The sequence below is a fragment of the Rhodococcus sp. 66b genome (assembly GCF_002076325.1).
In the GTDB taxonomy this organism is placed as follows: Bacteria; Actinomycetota; Actinomycetes; order Mycobacteriales; family Mycobacteriaceae; genus Rhodococcus_F; species Rhodococcus_F erythropolis.
The window spans coordinates 362,293-384,130 of sequence record NZ_MUZB01000004.1 but is presented as its reverse complement, the minus strand read 5'-3'; the positions used below and the strand labels follow the sequence as shown (position 1 = coordinate 384,130).

Genomic DNA, 21,838 nt, shown 5'->3' with positions numbered 1-21,838 from the left:
CCGAGTGGGGTATCTGCCTCTGGATGAGGGAAGTTCCGGCGCTGACTATCGGCTCGATCGTGGACATGGCGGGTGTCGCGCGGGCGAAAGTGATGCCGGCAGGCCGAAGCGGTGTCTTCGAGGAAGTCGGTGCGGGGGTCTCGCCGAGTTGGAATGTTTTCTGCAGCGACGATCGGATTGCCTTCACCGATTCCTTTTCCGTCGTGGGTGATCTCCGGTTGCGTATCGACCGCTCCGACCTCCGCGATCTCGGCGAGGGTGTGTCGTGGGCGCCGGCCACTTTGTACGAGCAAGACGGTTCGACGGCTGCTGTGTGCACTCGGTCCGCACTCACTGCCGTCGTGGCGCGGCTTGCTGCCGACGGACTGGAAGCTCGGGTGGGTCACGAGATCGAATTCACTCTTTTCGGTGATGCGTGCGACGGAGCGTGGTCGGCGTACGGGTTAGGTGCAGTCCTTCGCCGCGAGGACTTCCTCAAGGACCTTCTGCGCAATGCCGAACGCGCACAACTTCATATCGAGCAAGTTCATGCGGAGTACGGACCGGATCAATTCGAGATCTCCATCGCTCCGAGCGCTCCTGTTCAAGCGGCCGATCTTGTGGTGCTGGCCCGGATCTTGATCAGCCGCACTGCCAGAGCCCATGGATTGGCGGCATCGTTTTCACCGATACCTACGATCGGAGGTGCAGGGAACGGTGCACACCAGCACTTTTCGTTGATCTCAGGTGGGCGGCCCGTCTTCTCCGGTGGTGGTCAGGACTACGGGATGACCGACGAAGGATCATCAGCTTTGGGTGGAATCCTTTCTCACCTCACGGAATTCACGGCCGTCTTTGCTTCCTCGCCGCTCTCCGGCCTCAGGCTGCGTCCGGACAATTGGTCGGGGGCCTACGTCTGTTGGGGGCTCGAGAACCGGGAAGCGGCACTGAGGTTCTGCACGGAGTCACCGTCGAATCCACACGGCGCCAACGCCGAAGTCAAGATCATCGATCCATCGGCCAATCCGTATCTGGCCACCGCTGCGGTACTCGGTCTTTCGCAGATCGGTATCGACAATGCCGCGCCATTGCCGCCTGAAATCGTGGTGAACCCGTCGACTCTCACAGAGGCGGAACGTGATGAGCGCGGGGTGACCCGAGTCCCCACCGATCTCGGCGAGATCGTGCAGAAGTTCAACTCCTCCTCGGTGGCGAGGGAAATCTTCGGGGAGTCGATCATCGAAGCGATGGTGTCCGTGAAGGGAGCTGAGCAGGAGACGTTCTCCCAGATGGACGAGGCGACAACCGTCGAGAGGCTTCGATACACCTGGAGTTGAAGGGGTTGACGCTTAGGATCGTGAGTTCTATGTTTAAGTTATTCCTTAATTAAGGAGTTGCTTACATGGACGAGCGAAGTGGTCGACTCGATGCAGTATTCAGCGCACTGGCCGACCCGACGAGGCGTGAAATGCTCTCTCGCCTGACGGATGGTTCGATGACCGTCGGTGAGCTGGCCGAGCCGTTCGAGATGAGTCGGCCCGCCATCTCACAGCATTTGAAGGTGCTCGAGCGAGCCGGTCTCATCGAACGAACCGCCACCGCGCAATGGCGCACTTGCACCCTTCGCGCGGAGGGTCTCGACGACGCCAGCGCCTGGGTCGACGAACACCGGCGCGGTTGGAACGAACGCTTCGACCTCCTCGACGAGCGTCTACGTGAGCTGAAGCAACGTCGACCGAAGAAGGAGAAGGACAATGAGTGACCAGAATGCCGATGCCACCGCAGAATTCACCATCACCCGGATCTTCGATGCGCCGCGTGACCTTGTCTGGCAAGCGTGGACCGATCCCGACGAGGCGGCGCGGTGGTGGCACCCCGAGGGTGTCAGCAGCCCTCGGGAGCACGTCACGATCGACCCCAGAGTTGGCGGAACGTACCGCTACCTGATGATCAACGACGAGAATGGTGCCGAGTTTCCCACCGGTGGAACCTATCTCGAGGTCGACGAGCCGAAGAAGCTAGTCTTCACCTGGGGGAATCCAGGAGATTCGGTGGACACCGCGCCTCGAATCACGGTCACGCTCGCAGATCGGGGAGACAAGACCGAGATGACATTCCATCTGGTCGGGATCCCGGGTTTCAAGGGCGACGGCAACGTCTACGACGGGTGGGAATCCGCGTTCGACGTGCTGGACAAGGTATACCGCGGCGAGTAGTCGGGAATCGGACACCGCCACCGGGGCACCGGTGATTGAATGGAGTGAACACACCATTCAATCACCGACGTGGGAGAGCCTGATGGCACCAGAGGTTGCGGTAGTTCTCGAGGGATATACCTACTTCGAATGCCCGCGCTGGCACGAGGACCGAATTTGGGTGTCGGACTTCTATACCTACCAGGTGATTTCGGCCCGTGAGGACGGGACCGACGTACGCGTCGAGGCGGAGATTCCAGGGCAGCCGTCCGGGTTGGGGTGGCTTCCGGACGGCAGATTACTGGTCGTCTCCATGCGGGACCAGAAGATTCTGCGGCGAGAATCCGATGGCGATTTGGTGGTGCACGCAGACTTGTCCGAGTACGTGAGTGCCAACGTCAACGACATGCTGGTCGACGCGCAGGGACGAGCGTACGTGGGCAACTTCGGGTTCGACCTGATGAACCTGGCCCCCGTCGAGACGGCAGATCTCCTCCGCGTCGACCCGGACGGATCGGTGCACGTCGTGGCGCGAGATCTCCACTTCCCCAACGGGATGGCTCTGACGTCGACCGGAGATCTGCTCGTGGACGAAACGCTGGGAAATCGAATCAGTGCGTTTGCCGTCCAGCCCGACGGCTCTCTGGGCGAACGCCGTGATTGGGCGTCGTTCGGGTCGGTACCTGGTGGACCCGAGATGGAGACCACCCTCGCTGAGATCGTCGTTGCGCCCGACGGATGTTGCATCGACGGAGACGATTCGATGTGGGTGGCCGACGCACTCGGAAGTCGAATTCTCCACGTCGACCCGTCTGGCAAGACAATCGGTGAAATTGCCTTCGACAGCGGCGTCTTCGCTTGCGGGCTCGGCGGTTCCGACGGTCGTACGCTGTTCGTCTGTGCCGCCCCGGACTTCAACGAACACGCTCGCAAGGTGGCAACAGAAGGAAAGCTGCTGTCGATTCGTCTGGAGCCTTTGGGCTGACATGGAATTGGTGACCTCGCTACCTGCCGACACTCCGCTGCGGCAGGTGGCTCAGCACGTCGAACGCATCGAGAACCTCGGTTTCGACACGGTGCACATCTCCGAGACCATTCGCGACCCCTTTGCCGTGGCGGCACTGGCCGTCGAGCACAGCAGTACTCTCACTGTCCGGACGTCGATGGTTGTCGCGTTTGCGCGCAGTCCCATGGTGACGGCTTTGGCTGCCTGGGATCTTGCAGGTTTCTCGGGTGGGCGATTTCAACTGGGGCTCGCAACGCAGGTGCGCGGGAACATCGTCGGGCGGTACTCGATGCCGTGGACCAATCCTGTTGCACAACTGCGCGATTACGTCAGTGCTGTAAGGGAGATATTTCAAGCGTTCCAGACGGGCGGCGAACTCGACTATGCCGGCTCGCACTACACCTTCAACCGACTGCAGCCCTACTTCAATCCGGGGCCGCTCGACGTTCCAGCTCCCGAGATCTGGACCGGGGGAGTGAACTCCCGCATGTGCTCACTGGCAGGAGCCGTCGCCGACGGCTTTGTTGCTCACCCCACCAGCTCCCATCCGAAGGTGCTCGCGGAGAGGATCATTCCATCATTGACGGAAGGCGGAAGGAAGCCGCGGCTGATTGCCGTTCCGAAGACGATCACCGGCAAAGATCGTGCCGCGATACTTGCTCGACGAGAAGCGGTGCGCAGTGAACTTGCCTTTCTCTACTCCACACCGGCATATCGAACCGCGCTCGAGGTTCTCGGCTTGGCGGGGATCGGCGAGAAGCTGACTGCGATGGCACGAACGGGTGATTGGGCTCGACTACCAGCTGTGCTCACGGACGATGTTCTCGACATCTTGGTCACGCAATGCACCTACGCCGAACTCCCCGGGGTGCTGAGTTCGAAATACGCGAGTCTCTGCGACGGCATTGCACTGGCAGTGCCGGCGGATCCCGCCGACGACCGCGCCTTCGCAGCGATGTGTGAGGAGATTCGAGCCGCCGCAGCGTCTGCCCCGTGACGTCCAGTCGGCGCGAACTACACTCTCGACATGGGGCGCGTCTACGAAGGCATCGATGAAAAGCTCACCACGTGGTTGCAGGCCCAACCGCTGTTCGTCGTTGCTACCGCACCTTTGTCTCCTGACGGGTTGATCAATTGCTCACCCAAAGGGGGAGTCGGATCGTTCGTGGTGCTGACATCCACCCGCGTGGCGTACCTCGATCTCACTGGCAGCGGTGTGGAAACCATCGCGCACGTGCGCGAGAACTCGCGAATAACCCTGATGTTCATGGCATTTGACGGACCACCGAAGATCGTTCGACTGCACGGTCACGGACAAGTTCTGCCCGCAGGGTCGGAACCGTTCAACGAGCTTGTCGGTAGGTTCCCCGAGCACCCGGGACTGCGGTCGATCGTCGTGGTCGATCTGACGCGCATTTCGGATTCGTGCGGATACGCAGTACCGCTGATGGACTACCAATCCGATCGTGACGTGCTCGACCGCGTAGCGGAGAAGAGGGGTCCGGAGCGGCTCATCGCCTATCGCGCCGAGAAGAACGCGAAGAGTGTGGACGGGTTGCCCGGTCTCGACCCGGAGTGAGGCTCTGGTCCTGTCCGTTGTTCAGTCGCCGTCTCACCTGCGATGGGTGATGCGCGAATGCCGCGTGGCCACCAGATTGGTTGCAGAGGGTTCCGCGTGAGGTCACGTCGATGGCATCGCGTGCTTGCGTGGACGAGGACACAAGGACCGGAGGAGAGTGCTCATGGGTGCTGAGACCAAGCCTGCAACACCGTTCACCGTCGAGGTCAATCGCGCGGCAGTCGACGACTATCCCATGTCTGACCGGGAGGATTTCGGCGACGCGGACCGCGGATTCATCACCGGGTGGGACAACGATCAAGTCTTCAACGACAACGGCGATCTGATCCACGACGGTCGACCACTCGAGTACATCGCGGACGACAAACCTGCGCCAGAGTCCGTCAACCCCAGCCTGTGGCGCCAGTCGCAAGTAGTGAAGCGGTCCGGTCTGTACAAGGTTGTCGACGGTCTGTACCAGGTCAGATTCGCGGTTAACCTGACCATCGTCGACGCACCCGACGGGCTCGTCATCATCGACACCACCACCAGCGCCGACCTTGCCAAAGCAGGGCTCGAACTGTTCCGGCGTGAGCTGAACAATGACAAACCTATCGCTGCGATCATCTACACCCATACACACTTCGACCATTACGCCGGAGTCAAAGGCCTGGTCGACGAAGCAGACGTGGCATCGGGAAAAGTCCCGATCGTCGCGCCCGGAACCATCGAGTCATTCAACAAGTTCGCGATCGGCGAGAACGTCATCACCGGTAATGCGATGTCGCGGCGGATGGGATACACCTTCGGTTTGATTCTGCCGCAATGTGATTGTGGTCTGGTGACAGTTGGTCTGTCCCCTGGTACCGACAACATGAACATCCACATGACCTACATTCCGCCCACTGACGGCATCACCAAGACCGGTGAGGTACGCAATCTCGGCGGGTGGGACTTCGAGTTCCTCTACGCTCCCGATACCGAAGCGCCGGAGGAGATGCATATCTGGATCCCGGCCATCAAAGCGCTCACCTGTGCTGAGAACGCCAATCACTCGATGCACAACATCCAGACCATCCGCGGCGCACGCACCCGAGATGCGCGCAACTTCGCCAGGTACCTGGATGAGACATTGGTGCGGTGGGGCGACGAGGTCGAAGTTCACCACGGTCCGCACACATGGCCGGTATGGGGGAACGCCACGGTGGTGGAATTCCTTGAATCGCAACGGGACATGTACAAGTTCATTCACGATCAGGCGCTACGATTCGCGAACCAGGGTTACACGCCGCTCGAAGCTGCGGAGGTCGTCCGGCTGCCGGAAGCCATCGGACAGAAGTGGTACAACCGTTACTACCACGGCGGACTGCACCACAACGTCCGCGCGGTATTCCACAAGGAGTTGGGATTCTGGGACGGTGACCCGGCGACGATCTTGCCGTTGCTACCCGCGGATCACGCCAAGCGGCACGTCGACCTGATCGGGCGAGAGAAAATACTTGCCGAGGGGCGCAGTGCTTTTGAAGCGGGCGACTATCGGTGGGCGGTGCAGCTACTCCATCACCTGGTCTTCGCCGATCCTGACGACGAGGAAGCGAAGAATTTGCAGGCGGACGCCTACGAACAACTCGGATACCAGCAGGAAGTCCCGCAGTATCGGTCGATCTTCCTCGCCACGGCGATGGAATTGCGCAACGGAGTGACGAGCGCCGGTCAGATCAACACCGACACCACCGACACGATTCTGGCGATGCCAATCGATCTGCTTTTCGACTACGCGGCAGTACACCTCATCGCGGAGAAGGCCGAGGACGTCGACATTTCCGTCAACTTCAGTTTTGCTGACACGAAACAGGATTGGAATATGTGGATTCGACGGGCAGTTCTCAACGCGCGTTCGGGCCGCGCCCCTGACGCGCAACTGACCCTGACCGGTCCGAAGCCGTTGCTTGCCGGCATCCTTCTCCAACCAGGAAAGGCCGCTGCCATCCTCGACACCGGAAAAGTCACGTCCGACGGTGATGTTTCAACGCTGACTCGCCTCGCCGACATCATGGACACGTTCGATCCGAATTTCAACATAGCGACGCCGTGAGAAAGATTGTGGGGCAGCCGATTGCGATATCGGCTGCCCCACGATCTGTTGTCACAGAGTGTGATTGAACTGTGTTACTTCGCCATGTCCTGAGCTGCTCGGTACGAGAAGACCATGGCCGTGCCGAGTGGAACTCCGGGGCCTGGGTAGAAGCGGCCGCTCAGTGACGCGCTCGTGTTGCCGGCGGCGTACAGGCCGTCGATGGCGCTGCCGTCAGCACGCAGGACTCGGCCGTTGACGTCGGTGACCAATCCGCCCTTGGTGCCGAGGTCACTGAGGACGATGCGGGCCGCGTAGAACGGTCCGTTCTCGATGGCCGTCAGTGCCGCATTCGCACCGCCGTTGGGTGGGCAGAAGAACGCGTCGTACGGGTCTTCGCCGCGATGGAACTCTTCGTCGACGCCCAGTTTTGCGGCATCGTTGAACTTTTCGACAGTGCTGCGCAATGCGTCGGCCGGTAGTCCGGTCTTGGCAGCGAGTTCTTCGAGAGTGTCGGCACCGACCCACGTTCCGGCTTCGAGGTGCTTGGCGGGCGCCGTGTTCGGGATGCAGATGGCGGGCAGTCCGCCACCCTCGCGCGAGTCGAAGATCATGAACGACGGCACGGCAGAACCGTTGTCGTCGTGAGCATCCATGGCTCGTCCGAACTGGTCGTACGGAAGCGACTCGTTGAGGTAGCGCTCACCGGCGCTGTCGACGACGAGCCCACCGCGAACGCCGACCATGAAGGCGGCGCTGCCGTCGGGCTGCTCGACGCCGGGGCAGAACCACGCCTGATCGAGCAAGGCTGTTGCGCCGCCGACAGCAATTCCGGCGGAGATCGCGTCGCCGGTGTTGGCGCCGAAGGGACCCATACTCCAGATCGCCTTGCCGGGGGTGCCTGCCTGCTCACGCATCTCGGCGTTGCCTTCGATGCCGCCTGCTGCCATCAGGACACCGCGGTTCGCCTTGATTCGCTGGGTTTCGCCGCCGGATTCGACCTCGGCGCCGACAACCCGGCCGTCTTCCACGATCAGGGAGGTGAGGACGGATTCGGTGCGAAGTTCTGCCTTGCCGGTGCTCTGAACTGCGGCCAGCAGACGGCCGATCAGTGCGCGCCCACCGATCATCGGGCCGGGAGCATGATCCTGACCGGTGCGGTCTTGGTCCAGTTCCGGACGCACCTTGCCGGCGAGGTCACCGATGTCGGCGGGATCGAGATCGAGAGGGTTGATGGAGCGTCCCGTGTCCATCCGGCCTTCGGCTTTGTAGTAGTCGGGGAACGCACGGAACTCGAATTCGATGTTCGGGTTCTGCTCGAGTAGAGCGACGACAGCGGGAGCGGTCTCGACGTAGGCGTCCTGGCGCTCGGACTCGGCGTCACCGAGCAACGCGCGCAGATAGGTGCGGGCATTCTCGGTCGAGTCGGGAAGTCCGGCGCGTTCCTGCACCTGGGTACCTGGGAGCCAGATCGAGGCGCCCGAGTAGGCGGAGGTCCCGCCGAAACGATCGGTTTTCTCGAGGACGATCGTCGTCAATCCCTGAGCAGCGGCGGTATATGCGCCGGTCAGCGCTCCGCCGCCGGAGCCGACTACCAACACGTCGCACTCGCTGGTCCAGTCCTGCATCATTGCGTCCTTACTCCAAGAGGGTGGGGTGTCCACGGAATACCGCACGGCACTGGAAGGCCATGCCAGGTCCCACTGAGCGGGCAATATGCCGAGATGGGTGGTCCAGGTGAGAGAATTAGCGCGGTCGTTCGCGGCCGGGACACATAATCGATGATGGGGGGCGACGTTGCCGAGAATTGCCGAGGTCAGGGACGCTGCTGAGCCCAGTTCGGACGAGCAGCGGGCGCGCCATGTGCGGATGCTGGAAGCGGCCGCCGAATTGGGGACCGAGAAAGAACTCTCACGGGTTCAGATGCACGAAGTTGCCAAGCGGGCAGGCGTGGCCATCGGCACTCTCTACCGTTATTTCCCTTCGAAGACGCACCTCTTCGTCGCTGTGATGGTCGAGCAGATCGATCAGATCGGCGACAGTTTCGCCAAGCATCAGGTGCAGTCGGCCAATCCGCAGGACGCCGTGTACGAGGTCCTGGTGCGCGCGACTCGCGGGTTACTGCGTCGGCCGGCCCTTTCGACTGCGATGCTGCAGTCGTCCAGTACCGCCAACGTCGCGACGGTGCCGGACGTGGGCAAGATCGATCGCGGCTTCCGGCAGATCATCCTCGATGCGGCCGGGATCGAGAACCCGACCGAGGAAGACAACACCGGGTTGCGTCTGCTGATGCAGCTGTGGTTCGGGGTCATCCAATCGTGCCTCAACGGTCGAATTTCCATCCCGGATGCGGAGTACGACATCCGCAAGGGGTGCGACCTGCTTCTGGTGAATCTCTCACGACACTGACGTGACCTCGCCCCTTCTCGGGGTGGGTTCGTCGTGTCCTCAAAATTGAAATCAATTCTATTATTTGAGTCAGACTTGGTTCAAAGATGACGTTCATTCCGGCATTGCCCTGACATCAACAATAGAATACATTACAGAAAAGTTGACGGTGAGTCAGCTCACCGACCGAAAACTCCACGAAGGAGCGCACATCATGGGTCATGCAGTCATCGTCGAGGCCGCTCGGACACCGATCGGCCGTCGTCGCGGCGCCCTGGCGGGGCTGCACCCCGCCGAGATTCTGGGAGCAGCGCAACTCGGCGTTCTCGAACGGGCAGGCGTCGCACCGGAAGACATCGGGCAGATCATCGGTGGCTGTGTCACCCAGGCAGGTGAGCAGTCCAACAACGTCACGCGGCAAGCGTGGCTGCACGCCGGATTGCCGTACAGCACAGCGGCAACCACCGTCGACTGCGCCTGTGGATCTGCCCAGCAGGCAGTGCATTTGATTTCCGGCCTGATTTCCTCGGGTCAGATCTCAGCCGGTATCGGCTGCGGCGTCGAGGCGATGAGCCGTGTGTTCCTGGGCCAGGCAAACGCGCCCGGTACGGGAAACCCGTACCCGGACGACTGGACCATCGACATGGGTGACCAGTTCACCTCTGCGCAGCGTATCGCCGAGAAGCGTGGCATCACACGCGCCGACGTCGACGCCTTCGGCCTGGAATCGCAGCGCCGCGCAGCCCAGGCTTGGGCCGAAGGACGCTTCGACCGTGAGATCGTGCCCGTCAAGGCTCCCGTCGTCACCAAGGAAGGTGTGCCGACCGGTGAGATCGCCACTGTCACCCGCGACGGTGGCCTGCGCGAGACGACAGCCGAGGCGCTGGCCGGACTCAAGCCGGTCATCGAAGGCCATATCCACACCGCCGGAAACTCGTCGCAGATCAGTGACGGCGCGGCTGCGGTACTGCTGATGAGCGAAGAGCGCGCGCAGGAGTTGGGATTGAAGCCCCGCGCGCGGATCGTCGCGTCCGGCATGGTCGGATCCGATCCCTTCTATCACCTGGACGGACCGATCGAGTCCACCCAGATGGTGCTCGACAAGGCCGGAATGACTCTGAACGACATCGATCTCGTCGAAATCAACGAAGCGTTCGCCTCGGTAGTGCTCTCCTGGGCGCAGGTTCACGACGCAGATCTGTCCAAGGTCAACGTCAACGGCGGTGCGATCGCACTCGGGCATCCCGTCGGTTCGACCGGCGCTCGTCTGATCACGACCGCGCTGCACGAACTCGAGCGCTCGAACAAGTCCACGGGGCTGGTCACGATGTGCGCCGGTGGCGCTCTCTCTACCGCCACCATCATCGAACGCATCTGACCCGTACTCACACAGTCGAATTGACGAGGTAGACATGACCATTGGATTGAGTGAAGAAGATCGTGACCTCCGCGACTCCGTACGGGGCTGGGCGGCACGTCACGCAACACCCACCGCTATCCGTGAAGCGGTCGAGGCGAAGGTCGAAACTCGCCCCCAACTCTGGAGCGGGCTTGCAGAGCAGGGACTTCTCGGACTACACGTGGCCGAGGAATTCGGCGGCGCTGGATACGGATTGGTCGAGCTCGCGATCGTCGTCGAGGAACTCGGGCGCTCCATGGTTCCCGGCACGTTCCTGCCGACAGTCGTGGTCAGCGCCGTTCTCAGCGACGCCGGAGTCACCGCTCCGCTGGCCGGACTGGTCGACGGCAGCACACTCGGAGCCGTTGCACTGCAGCCGGGTTCGCTGAAGATCGCCCGCGACGGCAACACCGCCACCCTCAGTGGAACGTCCAGCCAGATTCTCGGTGGCCATGTCGGCGACGTGTTCCTCCTCGCGACGGACAGCGGATTCGTTCTGCTCGGACGTGACCGCCTCGAGGTCACGGACTTGGCCAGTTACGACGTCGTACGTCGTAACTCCGAGGTCACCGTCGACGGTCTGATCCTCGCCGATTCCGAGATCCTCACCATCGATACGCAGCGTGTACTCGACATTGCTGCAACACTGTTCGCCGCCGAGGCATCAGGCTTGGCCGACTGGGCCGTCACGACCTCGGCCGACTACGCGAAGGTGCGTCAGCAGTTCGGTCGCCCGATCGGCCAGTTCCAGGGCGTCAAGCACAAGGCCGCTCGGATGCTCGCTCTTGCCGAGCAGGCGCGCGTCTGCGCGTGGGACGCTGCGCGCGCACTGACGCCCGCCAACGGCGTCGGTGCCGAAGAGGCTTCTCTCGCAGCAGCCGTCGCCGGAGCCACGGCCCTCGAAGCAGGCTTCTCCGTCACGCGTGACTGCATCCAGGTGCTCGGCGGAATCGGCTACACGTGGGAGCACGACGCGCACCTGTACCTGCGCCGCGCGCAGTCCCTGCGAATTCTGCTGGGTTCCACGGCATCCTGGCGTCGTCGCGTTGCCGAGCTGACCATTGCCGGCACCCGTCGCGTGCTCAGCATCGAGTTGCCGCCCGAGGCCGAGGCGGTCCGCGCCGACGTTCGCGCCGAGCTCGCTCCTGCACTCGAACTCGAAGGTGCCGCGCAGAAGACGTACCTCGCGGAAAAGGGCTACACCGCACCGCACTTCACGGCTCCGTGGGGCAAGTCCGCCGATGCCGTCAGCCAGCTGGTCATCGCCGAAGAACTGCGCGCTGCGAAGATCAAGCCGCACGACATGATCATCGGCAACTGGGTCATCCCGACGCTCATCGCGCACGGCAACGAAGAGCAGCTCGCCAAGTTCGTCCCGCCGTCACTGCGCGGCGATATCGTCTGGTGCCAGCTCTTCTCCGAGCCCGGCGCAGGTTCCGACCTCGCGGCTCTGAGCACCAAGGCCACCAAGGTCGACGGTGGCTGGAAGTTGCAGGGCCAGAAGGTGTGGACGTCGATGGCACGCGACGCACACTGGGGAATCTGCCTCGCGCGCACCGACGCCGACGCCCCCAAGCACAAGGGCCTGTCCTACTTCCTGATCGACATCAAGAACAGCGGCCTCGACATTCGCCCGCTTCGCGAGATCACCGGTGAAGCACTGTTCAACGAAGTCTTCTTCGACGACGTCTTCGTCCCCGACGAGTGCCTGGTCGGCGAGCCGGGGGACGGCTGGAAGCTCGCTCGCACCACACTGGCCAACGAGCGTGTCTCGCTGTCCAACGACTCGTCTCTCGGATCGGGTGGTGAGGCTCTTCTGAGTCTGGTCGACGGACTACCCGGTGGCATCGACGACGAGCAGCTGACGGTGCTCGGAAAGGTGCTGTGCGACGCGCAGTCCGGCGGTCTGCTCGGTCTGCGCACCACGCTGCGCTCGCTCACCGGCGCGCAGCCGGGGGCCGAATCCTCGGTGGCGAAGTTGATCGGTGTCGAGCACATCCAGCAGGTCTGGGATGTGGCAATGGAGTGGGCCGGTCCGAGTTCACTTCTGGGCGAACAGCATCGGATGTCTGCAACCCAGATGTTCTTGAACTCGCAGTGCATGTCCATCGCGGGTGGTACAACCAATGTTCAGCTCAACATCATCGGTGAGCGAATCCTGGGTCTGCCTCGCGACCCCGAACCGGGAAAGTGACCTGCACATGAGCAATCGCACCTTCGTCATCGGCGTGGGCATGACCAAGTTCGAGAAGATCGAGACCCGCGACTGGGAATACCCGGACATGGTGACCGAAGCCGTCTCGAATGCACTCACCGATGCCGGGATCAGCTACGACAAGATCCAGCGTGCTGCAGTCGGTTACGTGTTCAACGCGTCGACAGCAGGCCAGCGTGCCCTGTACGAAACGGGTCTGTCCGGTATCCCGATCTTCAACGTCAACAACAACTGCGCCACCGGCTCGACGGCACTGATGACGGCGCGCGAGTGGGTACAGGCCGGACAAGCGGACTGCGCACTGGCCGTCGGCTTCGAAAAGATGACCAAAACGGCGCTGACCGGAACCGGTGAGATGCCCAAGGTCACCACTTTGGACTCGCAGCTGAAGATCATGGTCGAGGACTACGGCTTCGCCCGATCGCCCATGACCGCTCAGTTGTTCGGTAATGCCGCCGTCGAGCACATGAAGAAGTACGGCACCACGGTCGAGCAGATTGCAGCCGTGGCGGTCAAGAACCACAAGCACTCGGTCAACAATCCGTATGCGCAGTTCCGTGACGAGTACACCCTCGAACAGGTGCTCGGCGACAAGATGATTCACGAGCCGCTGACGCGCTCGCAGTGTTCACCGACTTCGGACGGTGCCGGTGCTGCCGTCGTCGTGAGTGAGAAGTTCGTCCGTGAGCACGGACTCGAGGACCGTGCGATCGAGATCGTCGCTCAGGCCATGACCACCGACACCTCGGCAGCGTTTGCCGAGAAGTCGATGATCGACGTAGTCGGCGCGCCGATGACGGCTGCGGCCGCCGAGCAGGTCTTTGCCGAAGCCGGCATCAGCATCGACGACGTCGATGTCATCGAACTGCACGACTGCTTCGCGATCAACGAGATCATCACCTACGAAGGTCTCGGAATGTGTGGCGCCGGCGAAGGCGGAAAGCTCGTCGAATCCGGTGCCACGACGTACGGCGGCCAGTGGGTCGTCAACCCGTCTGGCGGTCTGATCTCGAAGGGCCACCCGCTGGGTGCCACCGGGCTGGCACAGTGTGCCGAACTGACGTGGCAGCTTCGCGGGACCGCAGACGCTCGCCAGGTCGAAGGCGCACGAATCGGATTGCAGCACAACCTCGGACTGGGCGGCGCGTGCGTCGTGACCGTCTACCGAGCCGGAACTTTGGAGAACTGATGGCTATCGATCTCGAGGTGGCATTGTCCGCCGAACCGACTGTGCGCGAAGCGTCGTGGACCGACCGCGACGTCATGCTCTACCAGTTGGGGCTCGGCGCCGGCGTGAACGCTCTGGATCCCGCCGAGCTCACCTGGGTGTACGAAAAGGGTCTGAAAGTGCTCCCGACCTTTGCAATGGTTGCAGGCCAGGGAGTTTCGGCGGGTGTACTGCCCGCAGCGTCGATGAGTATGCCGGGAATCGACATCGACCTGCGCAAGATTTTGCACGGTGGGCAGTCGCTGACACTTCACGCGCCGATCCCGTCGACGGGTGCTGCTCGTATTTCCACTCGCATCGCTGACGTGTGGGACAAGGGCAAGGCTGCCGTCATCGTGCTCGAGACGGCGGCCGAGGACCTTGACGGGAATCCGTTGTGGACCACCGGAATGCAGATCTGGGCCCGCGGCGAAGGTGGCTTCGGCGGCAGCGCCGGTCCCGAAGTGGTTGCCGGGGTGCCTGACCGGGCGCCCGACAAGGTACTGACGTCGAGCACGAGTCCCTCACAAGCGCTGGTGTACCGACTCAGTGGAGACATGAACCCGCTGCACGCTGATCCCTCCTTCGCGAAGATGGCGGGATTCGACGCTCCGATTCTGCACGGTCTGGCGTCGTACGGCATCGTCTGCAAGGCGGTGGTCGACGGAATTCTCGACGGAGATCCGACGCGGGTGAAGAACTACTCGGTGCGGTTCGCCGGTTCGCTGTTCCCCGGCGAATCCATCACCACATCGGTATGGCAGGACGGCAACACACTGACCTTGGCGGCGACGTGCCCCGAGCGCGAGAACTCCCCGGTTCTCACACACGCAACAATGGAGATCAACTGATGGACCTCGGCACGCACCCCACGGCAGCCACACACCCGGGCGGCACGGTTTTGACGTCGCCGCCGCAGGACGCCCCGGTCGACCGGGCCACGGCAGCAGCGCGTCGCGTTGTCGACGCGATGCTGCGCACCGACCGCGGAAACGCCAATCTGGATCGGGTTGCGGAGGAGCTCAACAGCATTGCCGAGCACCTCGAGCAGCACTCGCCCGAGGTGGCCGAGCGCTTGATCGACATGTGGAACGGTGAGGGCGTGACTCGTCACGATCCGGTGACCGGCCCCGAGAATGCCATTGCGCCGCCGCTGGTTCTGGAAGGGCTCGCTGACGGGTCGGTGCAGGGAGTGGTCACGTTGACTCTGCCGTACCAGGGCCCTCCCGGCCACGTACACGGCGGTGTTTCGGCTCTGCTGCTCGATCACGTTCTCGGTGTCGCCAATGCCTGGGGTGGAACTTCAGGCATGACAGCACAATTGAGCACTCGGTACCATCGCCCGACTCCGCTGTTCGAGCCCCTCACGATCAGCGGCAAATTCCTTTCCAAGGACGGCCGCAAGATTCACACCGTCGGTGAGATCAAGACTGCGGACGGCGAATTGTGTGTGTCGGTAGAGGGATTGTTCATCGACAAGACCGTGCCGCGCCCCAGGTAGGGGTCTGACGAAGGAGGGCCCAGTGGGCAAGCTCGACGGACGTGTAGCAGTGGTCACCGGTGCCGGGATGGGCATCGGGCGCGGAGTGGCAGGCGCGTTCGCGCGTGAAGGCGCGTCGGTGTTGGTTGCCGAGATCGACGAGGCAGCGGGCCTCGAAACCACCCAGTGGTTGCGGGACGAATGGGGCGCGGAGGCGGAATTCGTCCGGACCGACGTCACCGACAAAGCGCAGGTTGTTGCCATGGTCGACAAGTCCGTCGAGCGGTTCGGACGCCTCGACATCCTGGTCAACAATGCTTGGCGGACTTTCGGTTTCGCTCGGATCGAGAAGATGACCGACGAGCAATTGCGCGGCGGTTTCGACATGGCAGTGATGGCCGCTTTCTGGGCCATGCAGGCTGCGTTGCCGGAACTCGAGCGTCACGGCACCGGCCGCGTGATCAACATGTGCAGCCTCAACGGCGTGAATGCTCACATGTACTCGGTGCAGTACAACGCGGCCAAGGAAGCATTGCGAACACTGACTCGCACTGCTGCCCGCGAGTGGGCTCCCAAGCACGTGAACTGCAACGTCATCTGTCCCGGTGCGCAGAGTGCGGCGTACAAGCGTGTCGCCGAAGCCAATCCGGAAAACGCGGCAGTGATGGCCGCACAGAACCCGATGGGGCGGATCGGCGATCCCCTCGACGACATCGGCCCCGTTGCGGCCTTCCTGGCGAGCGACGACAGCCGTTACGTCACCGGCAACACTCTCTTCGTCGACGGTGGTGGGCATATCAACGGTGTGCAGTGGGCGCCGACCGTCGACTGATCGGCAGTAATTCGGCTCGAGGATCCGGCGTCTATTTGGCCGTGAATCCCGCATCGACCGGCAACGCGATACCTGTGACGTATCGAGCCTGATCCGAGACCAACCAGGCTATCGCGTTGCTGACGTCGGAAGCTTCGATCAGCCCGACGTCCAAGAGATTGCCGACGTCGGCTCCGCTCGATGCGGGGGAGTCTGCGAACAGTTTCGCGACGGCATCGTTGACGACCATCGGTGTATTCGCTCCCGCCGGATGCACGGAGTTGACACGAATGTTGTGGGGAGCAAGCCAGTGCGCCCACGTGCGCCCCAACCCGACGATGGCGTGTTTACTCGCGCAGTAGCCGTCGGATCCGCCGGTTCCATCACCTCCGCGGCCGACAAGTCCCAGTGTTGATCCGGTCAGGACTATTGCGCCGCCTGTCCCTTGCTCGATCATCGCGGGCGCTGCGGCCTGGACGGTATTCCAGACGCCGAAAAGATTGACCTCCATCTGGTCGCGGAAGGCGCGGGCATCGTCGATGTCCGGGGACATCATGCCGATACCGGCGTTGGCCAGGACGATGTCGAGGCCGCCCAACACTGCGATACCTTCGGCCACTGCGGCTCCCAGCGCGGGTAAATCGCGAACGTCGACTTCTCGCGCGACGACATTTCGCCCGACCGCCTCGATCATTGCCGTTGTCTGCCTCAAATCCTCGGCGGTACCCATCGGGTAGGCCACCGATTCGATCTGGCGGCAGATGTCGAGTGCAATGATGTCCGCACCCTCCTGCGCCAATCGCACGGCATGGCTTCGGCCCTGACCTCGGGCGGCTCCGGTGATCAGTGCGGTTTTGCCTTCCAACTGTCCGGGCATGGGTGCTCCGTCCGTCGTGAATCATGAGTACTCGGTCATGAGTACTGACTCGAGGGGACGGCGAAACTCGTCGCCGGCGACGTAGTCTGAGTTCAGATACAGCGGGAACTCGCTTCGGAAGAGAAGAGGCTCGGTATGTCCGATTGGGAGAAGAAGTTCGAAGCTGAAGCCAAGGGCCTCCTGGCCGAGGTTGAAGAAGAGCTGACCGTCCTCGAAGGTGTCGACACCATCGATCCGTTTGGTGACGACGATCCGGACCCGGTTGCTGGAGACGATCCGTCAGCGGGAGCTGACGACACCAAGCCGGCCTCAGACTGACCCCTGCGACACGTCGACCTGACCCTGCGACACGTCGACGCGCCTCGACGCCGCTCGGTATCTCAGAACGGTGGCGGGTCGTCCCCGTAGTCGATGGGTTCGCGGTGGGCTCGCGGTGATTTCCGCCGCTTACGTTGAGCGCGTTGTTCTAGCTGCCTCTGAATCCGTCGGCGTTGACGATTGCGTTCGGACTGGATACGGGCGGCCTTGTTCTCCGCCTGGGTCCGCCGATCTCGACCGCACTGCGGCGGTATCGGGCCATGCGGCCTGGCCATCAACCCTGCGGGGCGTGTTCGGTAGCAATGCCCGGTCGGCGATGTCAGCGACATGGTCCGATCCTCGTTCGACGCGAATCGCCACCGGTCGGAATGCTTGAGGCGATGGTGGTTGCGGCAGAACGCACTCATATTCGATTCGACTGTCTTGCCGCCGCGTTCGGGGTCGTCATGATGGAACGGTTCATTGTGGTCCAGATCGGAATTCCAGGCCGGGACATCACAATGCAGCCATTGGCAGCTGCCCGCGATGATCCGCAACCAGGTATCGAGAACTGAACCCGGCCGGTAGACGTACGCCGAACCGGGCACCTGTTCGGTGGCGGTATCAGCGGGTACTCGGACGTTTCGAATTACGGCGTCTTGTGCGATGTCGCGAGCATGCTCAGCGCTGATCACCCCGTACCCGTCGAGGTGAGCGGGCTCGCCGCCTCCGCGCAGAGTGGAATCAGTCATCACGACGTGAACCACGGGCCGACGAACGACAACACCACCGCTACGATCCTGCGGGCAATCATCTCGGTCACAGTTGCACGGCAAGAACGGTGATCCGTTGGTCAACTCGAAGAGCGCGTCGGCTCGTCGCTGCTCGTATGTTCGAGAGTCGTTTCGGCATACCGACATTGCCAACTCGCGTAGTCGGCCGTCGAATGCCCGAGCCTGCTCTGCCGGAATGCTTCCCAAGATCTTTGCCATCCCGTCCTCGGCAGCGCTGACCCCGACGAAGCGATCGGTGAGAGCGCGGCGTCGACGTTCTCGCATACCTTCCGGGTCCACCATCGCCACGATCCGATCGATCGCCGCTGTCAGTCGCCTTCCCGTCAAGCCCGTTCCGCCGGCTACTGGTGGGGCGAGAACCTGCTCGAGCAGTAGTCGTTCCACTTCGTCGATCAATTCGTCTTTCACGTTCGCGGTCGCGGAATCGATCAAACCAACTCGGTACAGATCCAACTCGCCACGCGCCATCGCCGCTCGAGTGCGATGCAAACGAGTCTTCAACGAGAACCCCAACCCGATCAGCTTGCCTGCAGCCGCGCGGCCCATCGTCAGTGACGCACCGACTTCCGATTCAGCCAACTCGTGTGCGGTCGACGACCACGCACCACTGGCGGCATGCTCTGAGCTTCGCCGCGAAAAGAACTCGGCAATCACAGCGAGCTTGCGTTCGACCAGCATCGCCTCACATGCGTGCAGATCTGTCATGAGATCAACCAGCGCACAATCAGTTTCGGTACCGGTCAGCTGCGCTGAGATACCGAAGAGCTCTGTTGTCGGGTTGAACATGCATCCATTCTATTCGAATGTGTGTTCGACATGAACTGAATTCTCAAATCAGTCGGAATAGTCCGAATCGGCCGAAATGCTTATTGTGCTTGCGTTTTGGATCCTGTCCATTCGCAACTCGGACATGTTGTCGTGCCACTGTGTAAGTATCGGCATATGGCAGACAACGCGGTGAAACTCAGTGAACAGTCGCTTGTGCTCTTCATGGACTATGGACAGTTTTACATATACGGCGACGATGACGGTTTCGGGAGGGAAACGGACCTGCTCGAACTCGCGATGGCTTCGCGCCCTGCGTACAGTGACGGCACAATTGTGATTGTCCTGAGCCCGCACCAGAACAACTTCGACATGCATGCAACGGTCGAAGTCTGGTCCTCCCGACCCACATCCGACCGCCAGAAATGGCAGCAGGTCAGTGAGTCGTTTCTGAAGGTTGGTCCGCAGGGGTCAATTAGCTTTGATTCACCTCCGGGTGGGGAGTTCATTGTCTGTGATGTACCGGAGGGGTCATATCTGGTCGAGATTGCCGGCCGCGGTTTTGTGAACTACGGCTGGCCCGGATCGACAGAACCCGGAGATGTTTGGCGGGTGCGTATGTGGCCTTCAGGCGGCGACGAGGTGCGGCCATCGCTGCAGTGGGACATGCCGGGATATGGCGTTCCGGTGGACGAACCGATACCTGAACCGATTCCTCGTGCACAGCGGGACATCGAGTCGACATGGATAACGATTGACGGCGAGAACGGCGAGCCGTCCAGGTTTGTGCAAATCAGTGACCTCCGCGCCGAAGCTGCTGAACGAGAGCGGCAGGAGTGGGGAGGAGATCCGATGCCTCAACTCGAACGATTCCAGTCCGGCAAAGACATAGCTCGTATGGACCGACCACTTGCCGAAGCGGTCGTCCGCATGAACGTCCCGACTCTTCGTCGACTCGCGTTTTGGGCCGCTGTGCAGGCGTATGAGTACGCGGGATTGGCCGACAGGGACTGGGTTCGCCCGGCCCTCAACGCTATGCATGTGGGACAACAACTTCCGGAACCCTTCGGAAATCGCACAACGGCATTCGAACACCTACACGAGGAGGAATTCGGCGCGGGGACCGACAACGTGCAGTTGGAAGTCAAGGTCGAGATAGTGGACCGTTCGCCGCAACCGGAGTCCAATCCGTTCGATCACGGGAATATTCATGTCCCGTCCTACGCTCTCAATGCGATTTTCGACGCGCTCGAATCGGACCCGTTGACCGCAGCGGTCAATGCATTGGGAACGGCAGCAGTCACGTTCGGGAAGGACATCCGCATGTTGTTCGCGAGAGCGCGAGTTGAATTCGACCTCGAAGACTGAACCCCAAGTTATTCAAGGGAACTTCGTAGTGCGCTCAGAGGATCCGAGGCGTCACGACGCCCACGCGGACCAGGCCCTTCGGGGTTGACGAAGCGGCCCTCGTCCGAGCGAGTCCACTCTCGTACGGCCCATCGCTCCTTGATCGCCCAGCGACCGTTGCGACGCTCCATGTGGTCGATGAATCGCGCACCGCTGGTGAAGTTGATCATCCCGATGCCTTCGGGCCCACCCCAGTGTGTGGACATCGAATACGCCTCGCTGATCGCGTGGTCGCCGTGCAGTTCGACCAGATGGTTGCCGATGTGATGCATCGTGCCGCCGATCGCCGAGAGTTTTGGTGTCACCCAGGCGATGTACTCGTCGATGTTGCCGTCGAATCCGGTGTGATGGTCGATCGCATCCGGGTGGTAGGCGCTGCGGACGAGATCGAAGTCGAGGCGGTCGATGCCACGGCAGTACGTCAGAACCACCTCACGGATTGCCTGCTTGTCGATGAGATCTTGCAGTGCCCGGTCCATGTCACGCCTCCTTGATGCTGGTCATCCAGTCGAGTAGTTCTGGTAGTTCTTCGGCAGCGCAATCGAATACGGCGGGTCGGAGAACGACGACGGACGCGCCGCGGGCGAACCAGTCCCGGGCCTTGTCTGCGGTTGCCGAGAGGTCGACGGACCCGTTGTCGCGTCGAACCGGCGCCGCAGACACTTGCACGCGCGCCGACTCCGGGTCACGTTGGTGGGCTTCGAACGTGTTGCGCAACAGTGCAACACTGTCGGTGAACGTTCCCAGATCGGTCGGGTTCACGGTCCAGCCGTCTGCGACGCGTGCGATGCGGTCGAAGTTCCGCCGGCTTGGTCCGAAACCGAAGAGCACCGGTATTCGGGGTTGGATCGGCAGCGGGAGGCTGTGGTAGTTCTCGAAAGCGAAGTCGCGCCCCTTGAAGGTGGCCGGTGCATTGGTCCACAGTTCGCGGCAGGCTGCGACGGTCTCCTCCATGCGCCCGAATCGCGCGTCGAAAGGCATGTTGGTGGCGGTGTATTCAGCTTCTTGCCATCCAACGCCGAAACCCATGACAGTTCGACCTTCGGACAATGAGTCGAGAGTGGCAACCTGCTTTGCAAGCAGGGCCGCCGGGCGAACAGTGGCGATCAGAACCGATACTCCGAGGCGAGCTCGTTCCGTCACCGCGGCGATCGAAGACAGAAATGAAATCGGTTCGTACCAAGGGTGGTCCAACGGGAACAGGAAGTTGTGTTCGACTACCCGCTGAGCGTGAGCGTCGGCATTGAAGCCGAGGTGGTCGCCGGTGCAGATCAAATCGATCCCGGCACGGTCTGCACCCGCGGCGAAGTCCAAGACCGGGCGGACCTTGCCGTCGAACAGGGCCTCGAGACCCAAAACGTTGACACCGATTTCCACAGTCGTTCC

Annotated in this window: 21 protein-coding genes; 16 read left to right on the top strand and 5 right to left on the bottom strand. The window is 62.0% G+C overall.

Annotated features, from left to right (window positions below; genetic code table 11):
- Positions 1 to 23: 23 nt before the first annotated feature.
- The 7 genes from B0E55_RS09920 to B0E55_RS09890 all read left to right on the top strand — a co-directional run bounded on the left by B0E55_RS09920 (position 24) and on the right by B0E55_RS09890 (position 6,833).
- Complete coding sequence (locus B0E55_RS09920) at positions 24 to 1,316, top strand: glutamine synthetase family protein (RefSeq protein ID WP_080909636.1); 1,293 nt, start codon at positions 24 to 26, stop codon at positions 1,314 to 1,316.
- A 65-nt stretch (positions 1,317 to 1,381) separates the two neighbouring features.
- On the top strand, positions 1,382 to 1,741 hold the full coding sequence (locus B0E55_RS09915) for an ArsR/SmtB family transcription factor (RefSeq protein WP_003940373.1): 360 nt from the start codon (positions 1,382 to 1,384) through the stop codon (positions 1,739 to 1,741).
- Entirely contained in the window at positions 1,734 to 2,195 is a 462-nt protein-coding gene (locus B0E55_RS09910; protein WP_020970817.1) for an SRPBCC family protein, read from the top strand. The genes B0E55_RS09915 and B0E55_RS09910 overlap by 8 nt, the downstream gene beginning before the upstream one ends.
- Positions 2,196 to 2,277: 82 nt before the next feature.
- Entirely contained in the window at positions 2,278 to 3,159 is an 882-nt protein-coding gene (locus B0E55_RS09905) for an SMP-30/gluconolactonase/LRE family protein (RefSeq protein WP_080909635.1), read from the top strand.
- A 1-nt stretch (position 3,160) separates the two neighbouring features.
- A complete protein-coding gene (locus tag B0E55_RS09900; RefSeq protein ID WP_080909634.1) occupies positions 3,161 to 4,177 on the top strand; it encodes a TIGR03617 family F420-dependent LLM class oxidoreductase in 1,017 nt (338 codons plus the stop codon).
- Between the two features lie 30 nt (positions 4,178 to 4,207).
- Positions 4,208 to 4,759, top strand: coding sequence for a pyridoxamine 5'-phosphate oxidase family protein (locus tag B0E55_RS09895; RefSeq protein WP_019745326.1), 552 nt, complete (start codon positions 4,208 to 4,210; stop codon positions 4,757 to 4,759).
- Positions 4,760 to 4,922: 163 nt separating this feature from the next.
- The gene (locus B0E55_RS09890; RefSeq protein WP_080909633.1) at positions 4,923 to 6,833 is read left to right on the top strand and encodes an alkyl/aryl-sulfatase; all 1,911 of its coding nucleotides are present in this window, start codon (positions 4,923 to 4,925) and stop codon (positions 6,831 to 6,833) included.
- A gap of 74 nt (positions 6,834 to 6,907) precedes the next feature.
- Here the strand turns inward: B0E55_RS09890 and B0E55_RS09885 are convergent, their stop codons facing one another.
- Positions 6,908 to 8,440, bottom strand: coding sequence for an FAD-dependent oxidoreductase (locus B0E55_RS09885; RefSeq protein ID WP_020909157.1), 1,533 nt, complete (start codon positions 8,438 to 8,440; stop codon positions 6,908 to 6,910).
- 169 nt (positions 8,441 to 8,609) lie between these two features.
- On the opposite strand from B0E55_RS09885, the gene B0E55_RS09880 reads away from it, so the two are divergent.
- The 7 genes from B0E55_RS09880 (at position 8,610) to B0E55_RS09850 (ending at position 16,333) form a co-directional block, all read left to right on the top strand.
- Complete coding sequence (locus B0E55_RS09880; RefSeq protein WP_024487262.1) at positions 8,610 to 9,221, top strand: TetR family transcriptional regulator; 612 nt, start codon at positions 8,610 to 8,612, stop codon at positions 9,219 to 9,221.
- Between the two features lie 193 nt (positions 9,222 to 9,414).
- A complete protein-coding gene (locus tag B0E55_RS09875; RefSeq protein WP_031330808.1) occupies positions 9,415 to 10,578 on the top strand; it encodes a steroid 3-ketoacyl-CoA thiolase in 1,164 nt (387 codons plus the stop codon).
- 34 nt (positions 10,579 to 10,612) lie between these two features.
- On the top strand, positions 10,613 to 12,793 hold the full coding sequence (locus B0E55_RS09870; RefSeq protein ID WP_080909632.1) for an acyl-CoA dehydrogenase: 2,181 nt from the start codon (positions 10,613 to 10,615) through the stop codon (positions 12,791 to 12,793).
- Between the two features lie 7 nt (positions 12,794 to 12,800).
- Positions 12,801 to 14,003 (top strand): lipid-transfer protein, encoded by a 1,203-nt coding sequence (locus tag B0E55_RS09865; protein WP_080909631.1) that lies wholly within the window; start codon positions 12,801 to 12,803, stop codon positions 14,001 to 14,003.
- Entirely contained in the window at positions 14,003 to 14,872 is an 870-nt protein-coding gene (locus tag B0E55_RS09860) for a MaoC/PaaZ C-terminal domain-containing protein (protein WP_046379299.1), read from the top strand. Before B0E55_RS09865 ends, B0E55_RS09860 begins: the two co-directional genes overlap by 1 nt.
- Positions 14,872 to 15,522, top strand: coding sequence for a PaaI family thioesterase (locus B0E55_RS09855; protein WP_021331979.1), 651 nt, complete (start codon positions 14,872 to 14,874; stop codon positions 15,520 to 15,522). The genes B0E55_RS09860 and B0E55_RS09855 overlap by 1 nt, the downstream gene beginning before the upstream one ends.
- Before the next feature lie 22 nt (positions 15,523 to 15,544).
- Positions 15,545 to 16,333 (top strand): SDR family NAD(P)-dependent oxidoreductase, encoded by a 789-nt coding sequence (locus B0E55_RS09850; RefSeq protein ID WP_080909630.1) that lies wholly within the window; start codon positions 15,545 to 15,547, stop codon positions 16,331 to 16,333.
- 31 nt (positions 16,334 to 16,364) lie between these two features.
- On the opposite strand, the gene B0E55_RS09845 is transcribed toward B0E55_RS09850, so the two are convergent.
- On the bottom strand, positions 16,365 to 17,189 hold the full coding sequence (locus B0E55_RS09845) for a mycofactocin-coupled SDR family oxidoreductase (protein ID WP_021331981.1): 825 nt from the start codon (positions 17,187 to 17,189) through the stop codon (positions 16,365 to 16,367).
- Between the two features lie 135 nt (positions 17,190 to 17,324).
- Here B0E55_RS09845 and B0E55_RS09840 point away from each other — a divergent pair, with 135 nt between their 5' ends.
- Positions 17,325 to 17,507: a hypothetical protein gene (locus B0E55_RS09840; RefSeq protein WP_080909629.1), complete on the top strand. Its 183-nt coding sequence runs from the start codon at positions 17,325 to 17,327 to the stop codon at positions 17,505 to 17,507.
- A gap of 62 nt (positions 17,508 to 17,569) precedes the next feature.
- Here B0E55_RS09840 and B0E55_RS09835 read toward each other — a convergent pair whose 3' ends face one another.
- A complete protein-coding gene (locus B0E55_RS09835) occupies positions 17,570 to 19,066 on the bottom strand; it encodes an HNH endonuclease signature motif containing protein (RefSeq protein WP_080909628.1) in 1,497 nt (498 codons plus the stop codon).
- 831 nt (positions 19,067 to 19,897) lie between these two features.
- Here B0E55_RS09835 and B0E55_RS32155 point away from each other — a divergent pair.
- Complete coding sequence (locus tag B0E55_RS32155) at positions 19,898 to 20,413, top strand: hypothetical protein (RefSeq protein WP_229756667.1); 516 nt, start codon at positions 19,898 to 19,900, stop codon at positions 20,411 to 20,413.
- 8 nt (positions 20,414 to 20,421) lie between these two features.
- Here the strand turns inward: B0E55_RS32155 and B0E55_RS09825 are convergent, their stop codons facing one another.
- Entirely contained in the window at positions 20,422 to 20,931 is a 510-nt protein-coding gene (locus B0E55_RS09825) for a nuclear transport factor 2 family protein (RefSeq protein WP_046379295.1), read from the bottom strand.
- A gap of 1 nt (position 20,932) precedes the next feature.
- Complete coding sequence (locus B0E55_RS09820; protein ID WP_080909627.1) at positions 20,933 to 21,829, bottom strand: TIGR03619 family F420-dependent LLM class oxidoreductase; 897 nt, start codon at positions 21,827 to 21,829, stop codon at positions 20,933 to 20,935.
- Positions 21,830 to 21,838 lie beyond the last annotated feature (9 nt).

What these genes read in the sequence shown, in the direction of transcription:
- B0E55_RS09920 (WP_080909636.1), top strand. Translation starts at nt 24, where the DNA reads ATGAGGGAAGTTCCGGCGCTGACTATCGGCTCGATCGTGGACATGGCG.
- B0E55_RS09915 (WP_003940373.1), top strand. Translation starts at nt 1,382, where the DNA reads ATGGACGAGCGAAGTGGTCGACTCGATGCAGTATTCAGCGCACTGGCC.
- B0E55_RS09910 (WP_020970817.1), top strand. Translation starts at nt 1,734, where the DNA reads ATGAGTGACCAGAATGCCGATGCCACCGCAGAATTCACCATCACCCGG.
- B0E55_RS09905 (WP_080909635.1), top strand. Translation starts at nt 2,278, where the DNA reads ATGGCACCAGAGGTTGCGGTAGTTCTCGAGGGATATACCTACTTCGAA.
- B0E55_RS09900 (WP_080909634.1), top strand. Translation starts at nt 3,161, where the DNA reads ATGGAATTGGTGACCTCGCTACCTGCCGACACTCCGCTGCGGCAGGTG.
- B0E55_RS09895 (WP_019745326.1), top strand. Translation starts at nt 4,208, where the DNA reads ATGGGGCGCGTCTACGAAGGCATCGATGAAAAGCTCACCACGTGGTTG.
- B0E55_RS09890 (WP_080909633.1), top strand. Translation starts at nt 4,923, where the DNA reads ATGGGTGCTGAGACCAAGCCTGCAACACCGTTCACCGTCGAGGTCAAT.
- B0E55_RS09885 (WP_020909157.1), bottom strand. Translation starts at nt 8,440, where the DNA reads ATGCAGGACTGGACCAGCGAGTGCGACGTGTTGGTAGTCGGCTCCGGC.
- B0E55_RS09875 (WP_031330808.1), top strand. Translation starts at nt 9,415, where the DNA reads ATGGGTCATGCAGTCATCGTCGAGGCCGCTCGGACACCGATCGGCCGT.
- B0E55_RS09870 (WP_080909632.1), top strand. Translation starts at nt 10,613, where the DNA reads ATGACCATTGGATTGAGTGAAGAAGATCGTGACCTCCGCGACTCCGTA.
- B0E55_RS09865 (WP_080909631.1), top strand. Translation starts at nt 12,801, where the DNA reads ATGAGCAATCGCACCTTCGTCATCGGCGTGGGCATGACCAAGTTCGAG.
- B0E55_RS09860 (WP_046379299.1), top strand. Translation starts at nt 14,003, where the DNA reads ATGGCTATCGATCTCGAGGTGGCATTGTCCGCCGAACCGACTGTGCGC.
- B0E55_RS09855 (WP_021331979.1), top strand. Translation starts at nt 14,872, where the DNA reads ATGGACCTCGGCACGCACCCCACGGCAGCCACACACCCGGGCGGCACG.
- B0E55_RS09845 (WP_021331981.1), bottom strand. Translation starts at nt 17,189, where the DNA reads ATGCCCGGACAGTTGGAAGGCAAAACCGCACTGATCACCGGAGCCGCC.
- B0E55_RS09840 (WP_080909629.1), top strand. Translation starts at nt 17,325, where the DNA reads ATGTCCGATTGGGAGAAGAAGTTCGAAGCTGAAGCCAAGGGCCTCCTG.
- B0E55_RS09835 (WP_080909628.1), bottom strand. Translation starts at nt 19,066, where the DNA reads ATGTTCAACCCGACAACAGAGCTCTTCGGTATCTCAGCGCAGCTGACC.
- B0E55_RS32155 (WP_229756667.1), top strand. Translation starts at nt 19,898, where the DNA reads ATGCCTCAACTCGAACGATTCCAGTCCGGCAAAGACATAGCTCGTATG.
- B0E55_RS09825 (WP_046379295.1), bottom strand. Translation starts at nt 20,931, where the DNA reads ATGGACCGGGCACTGCAAGATCTCATCGACAAGCAGGCAATCCGTGAG.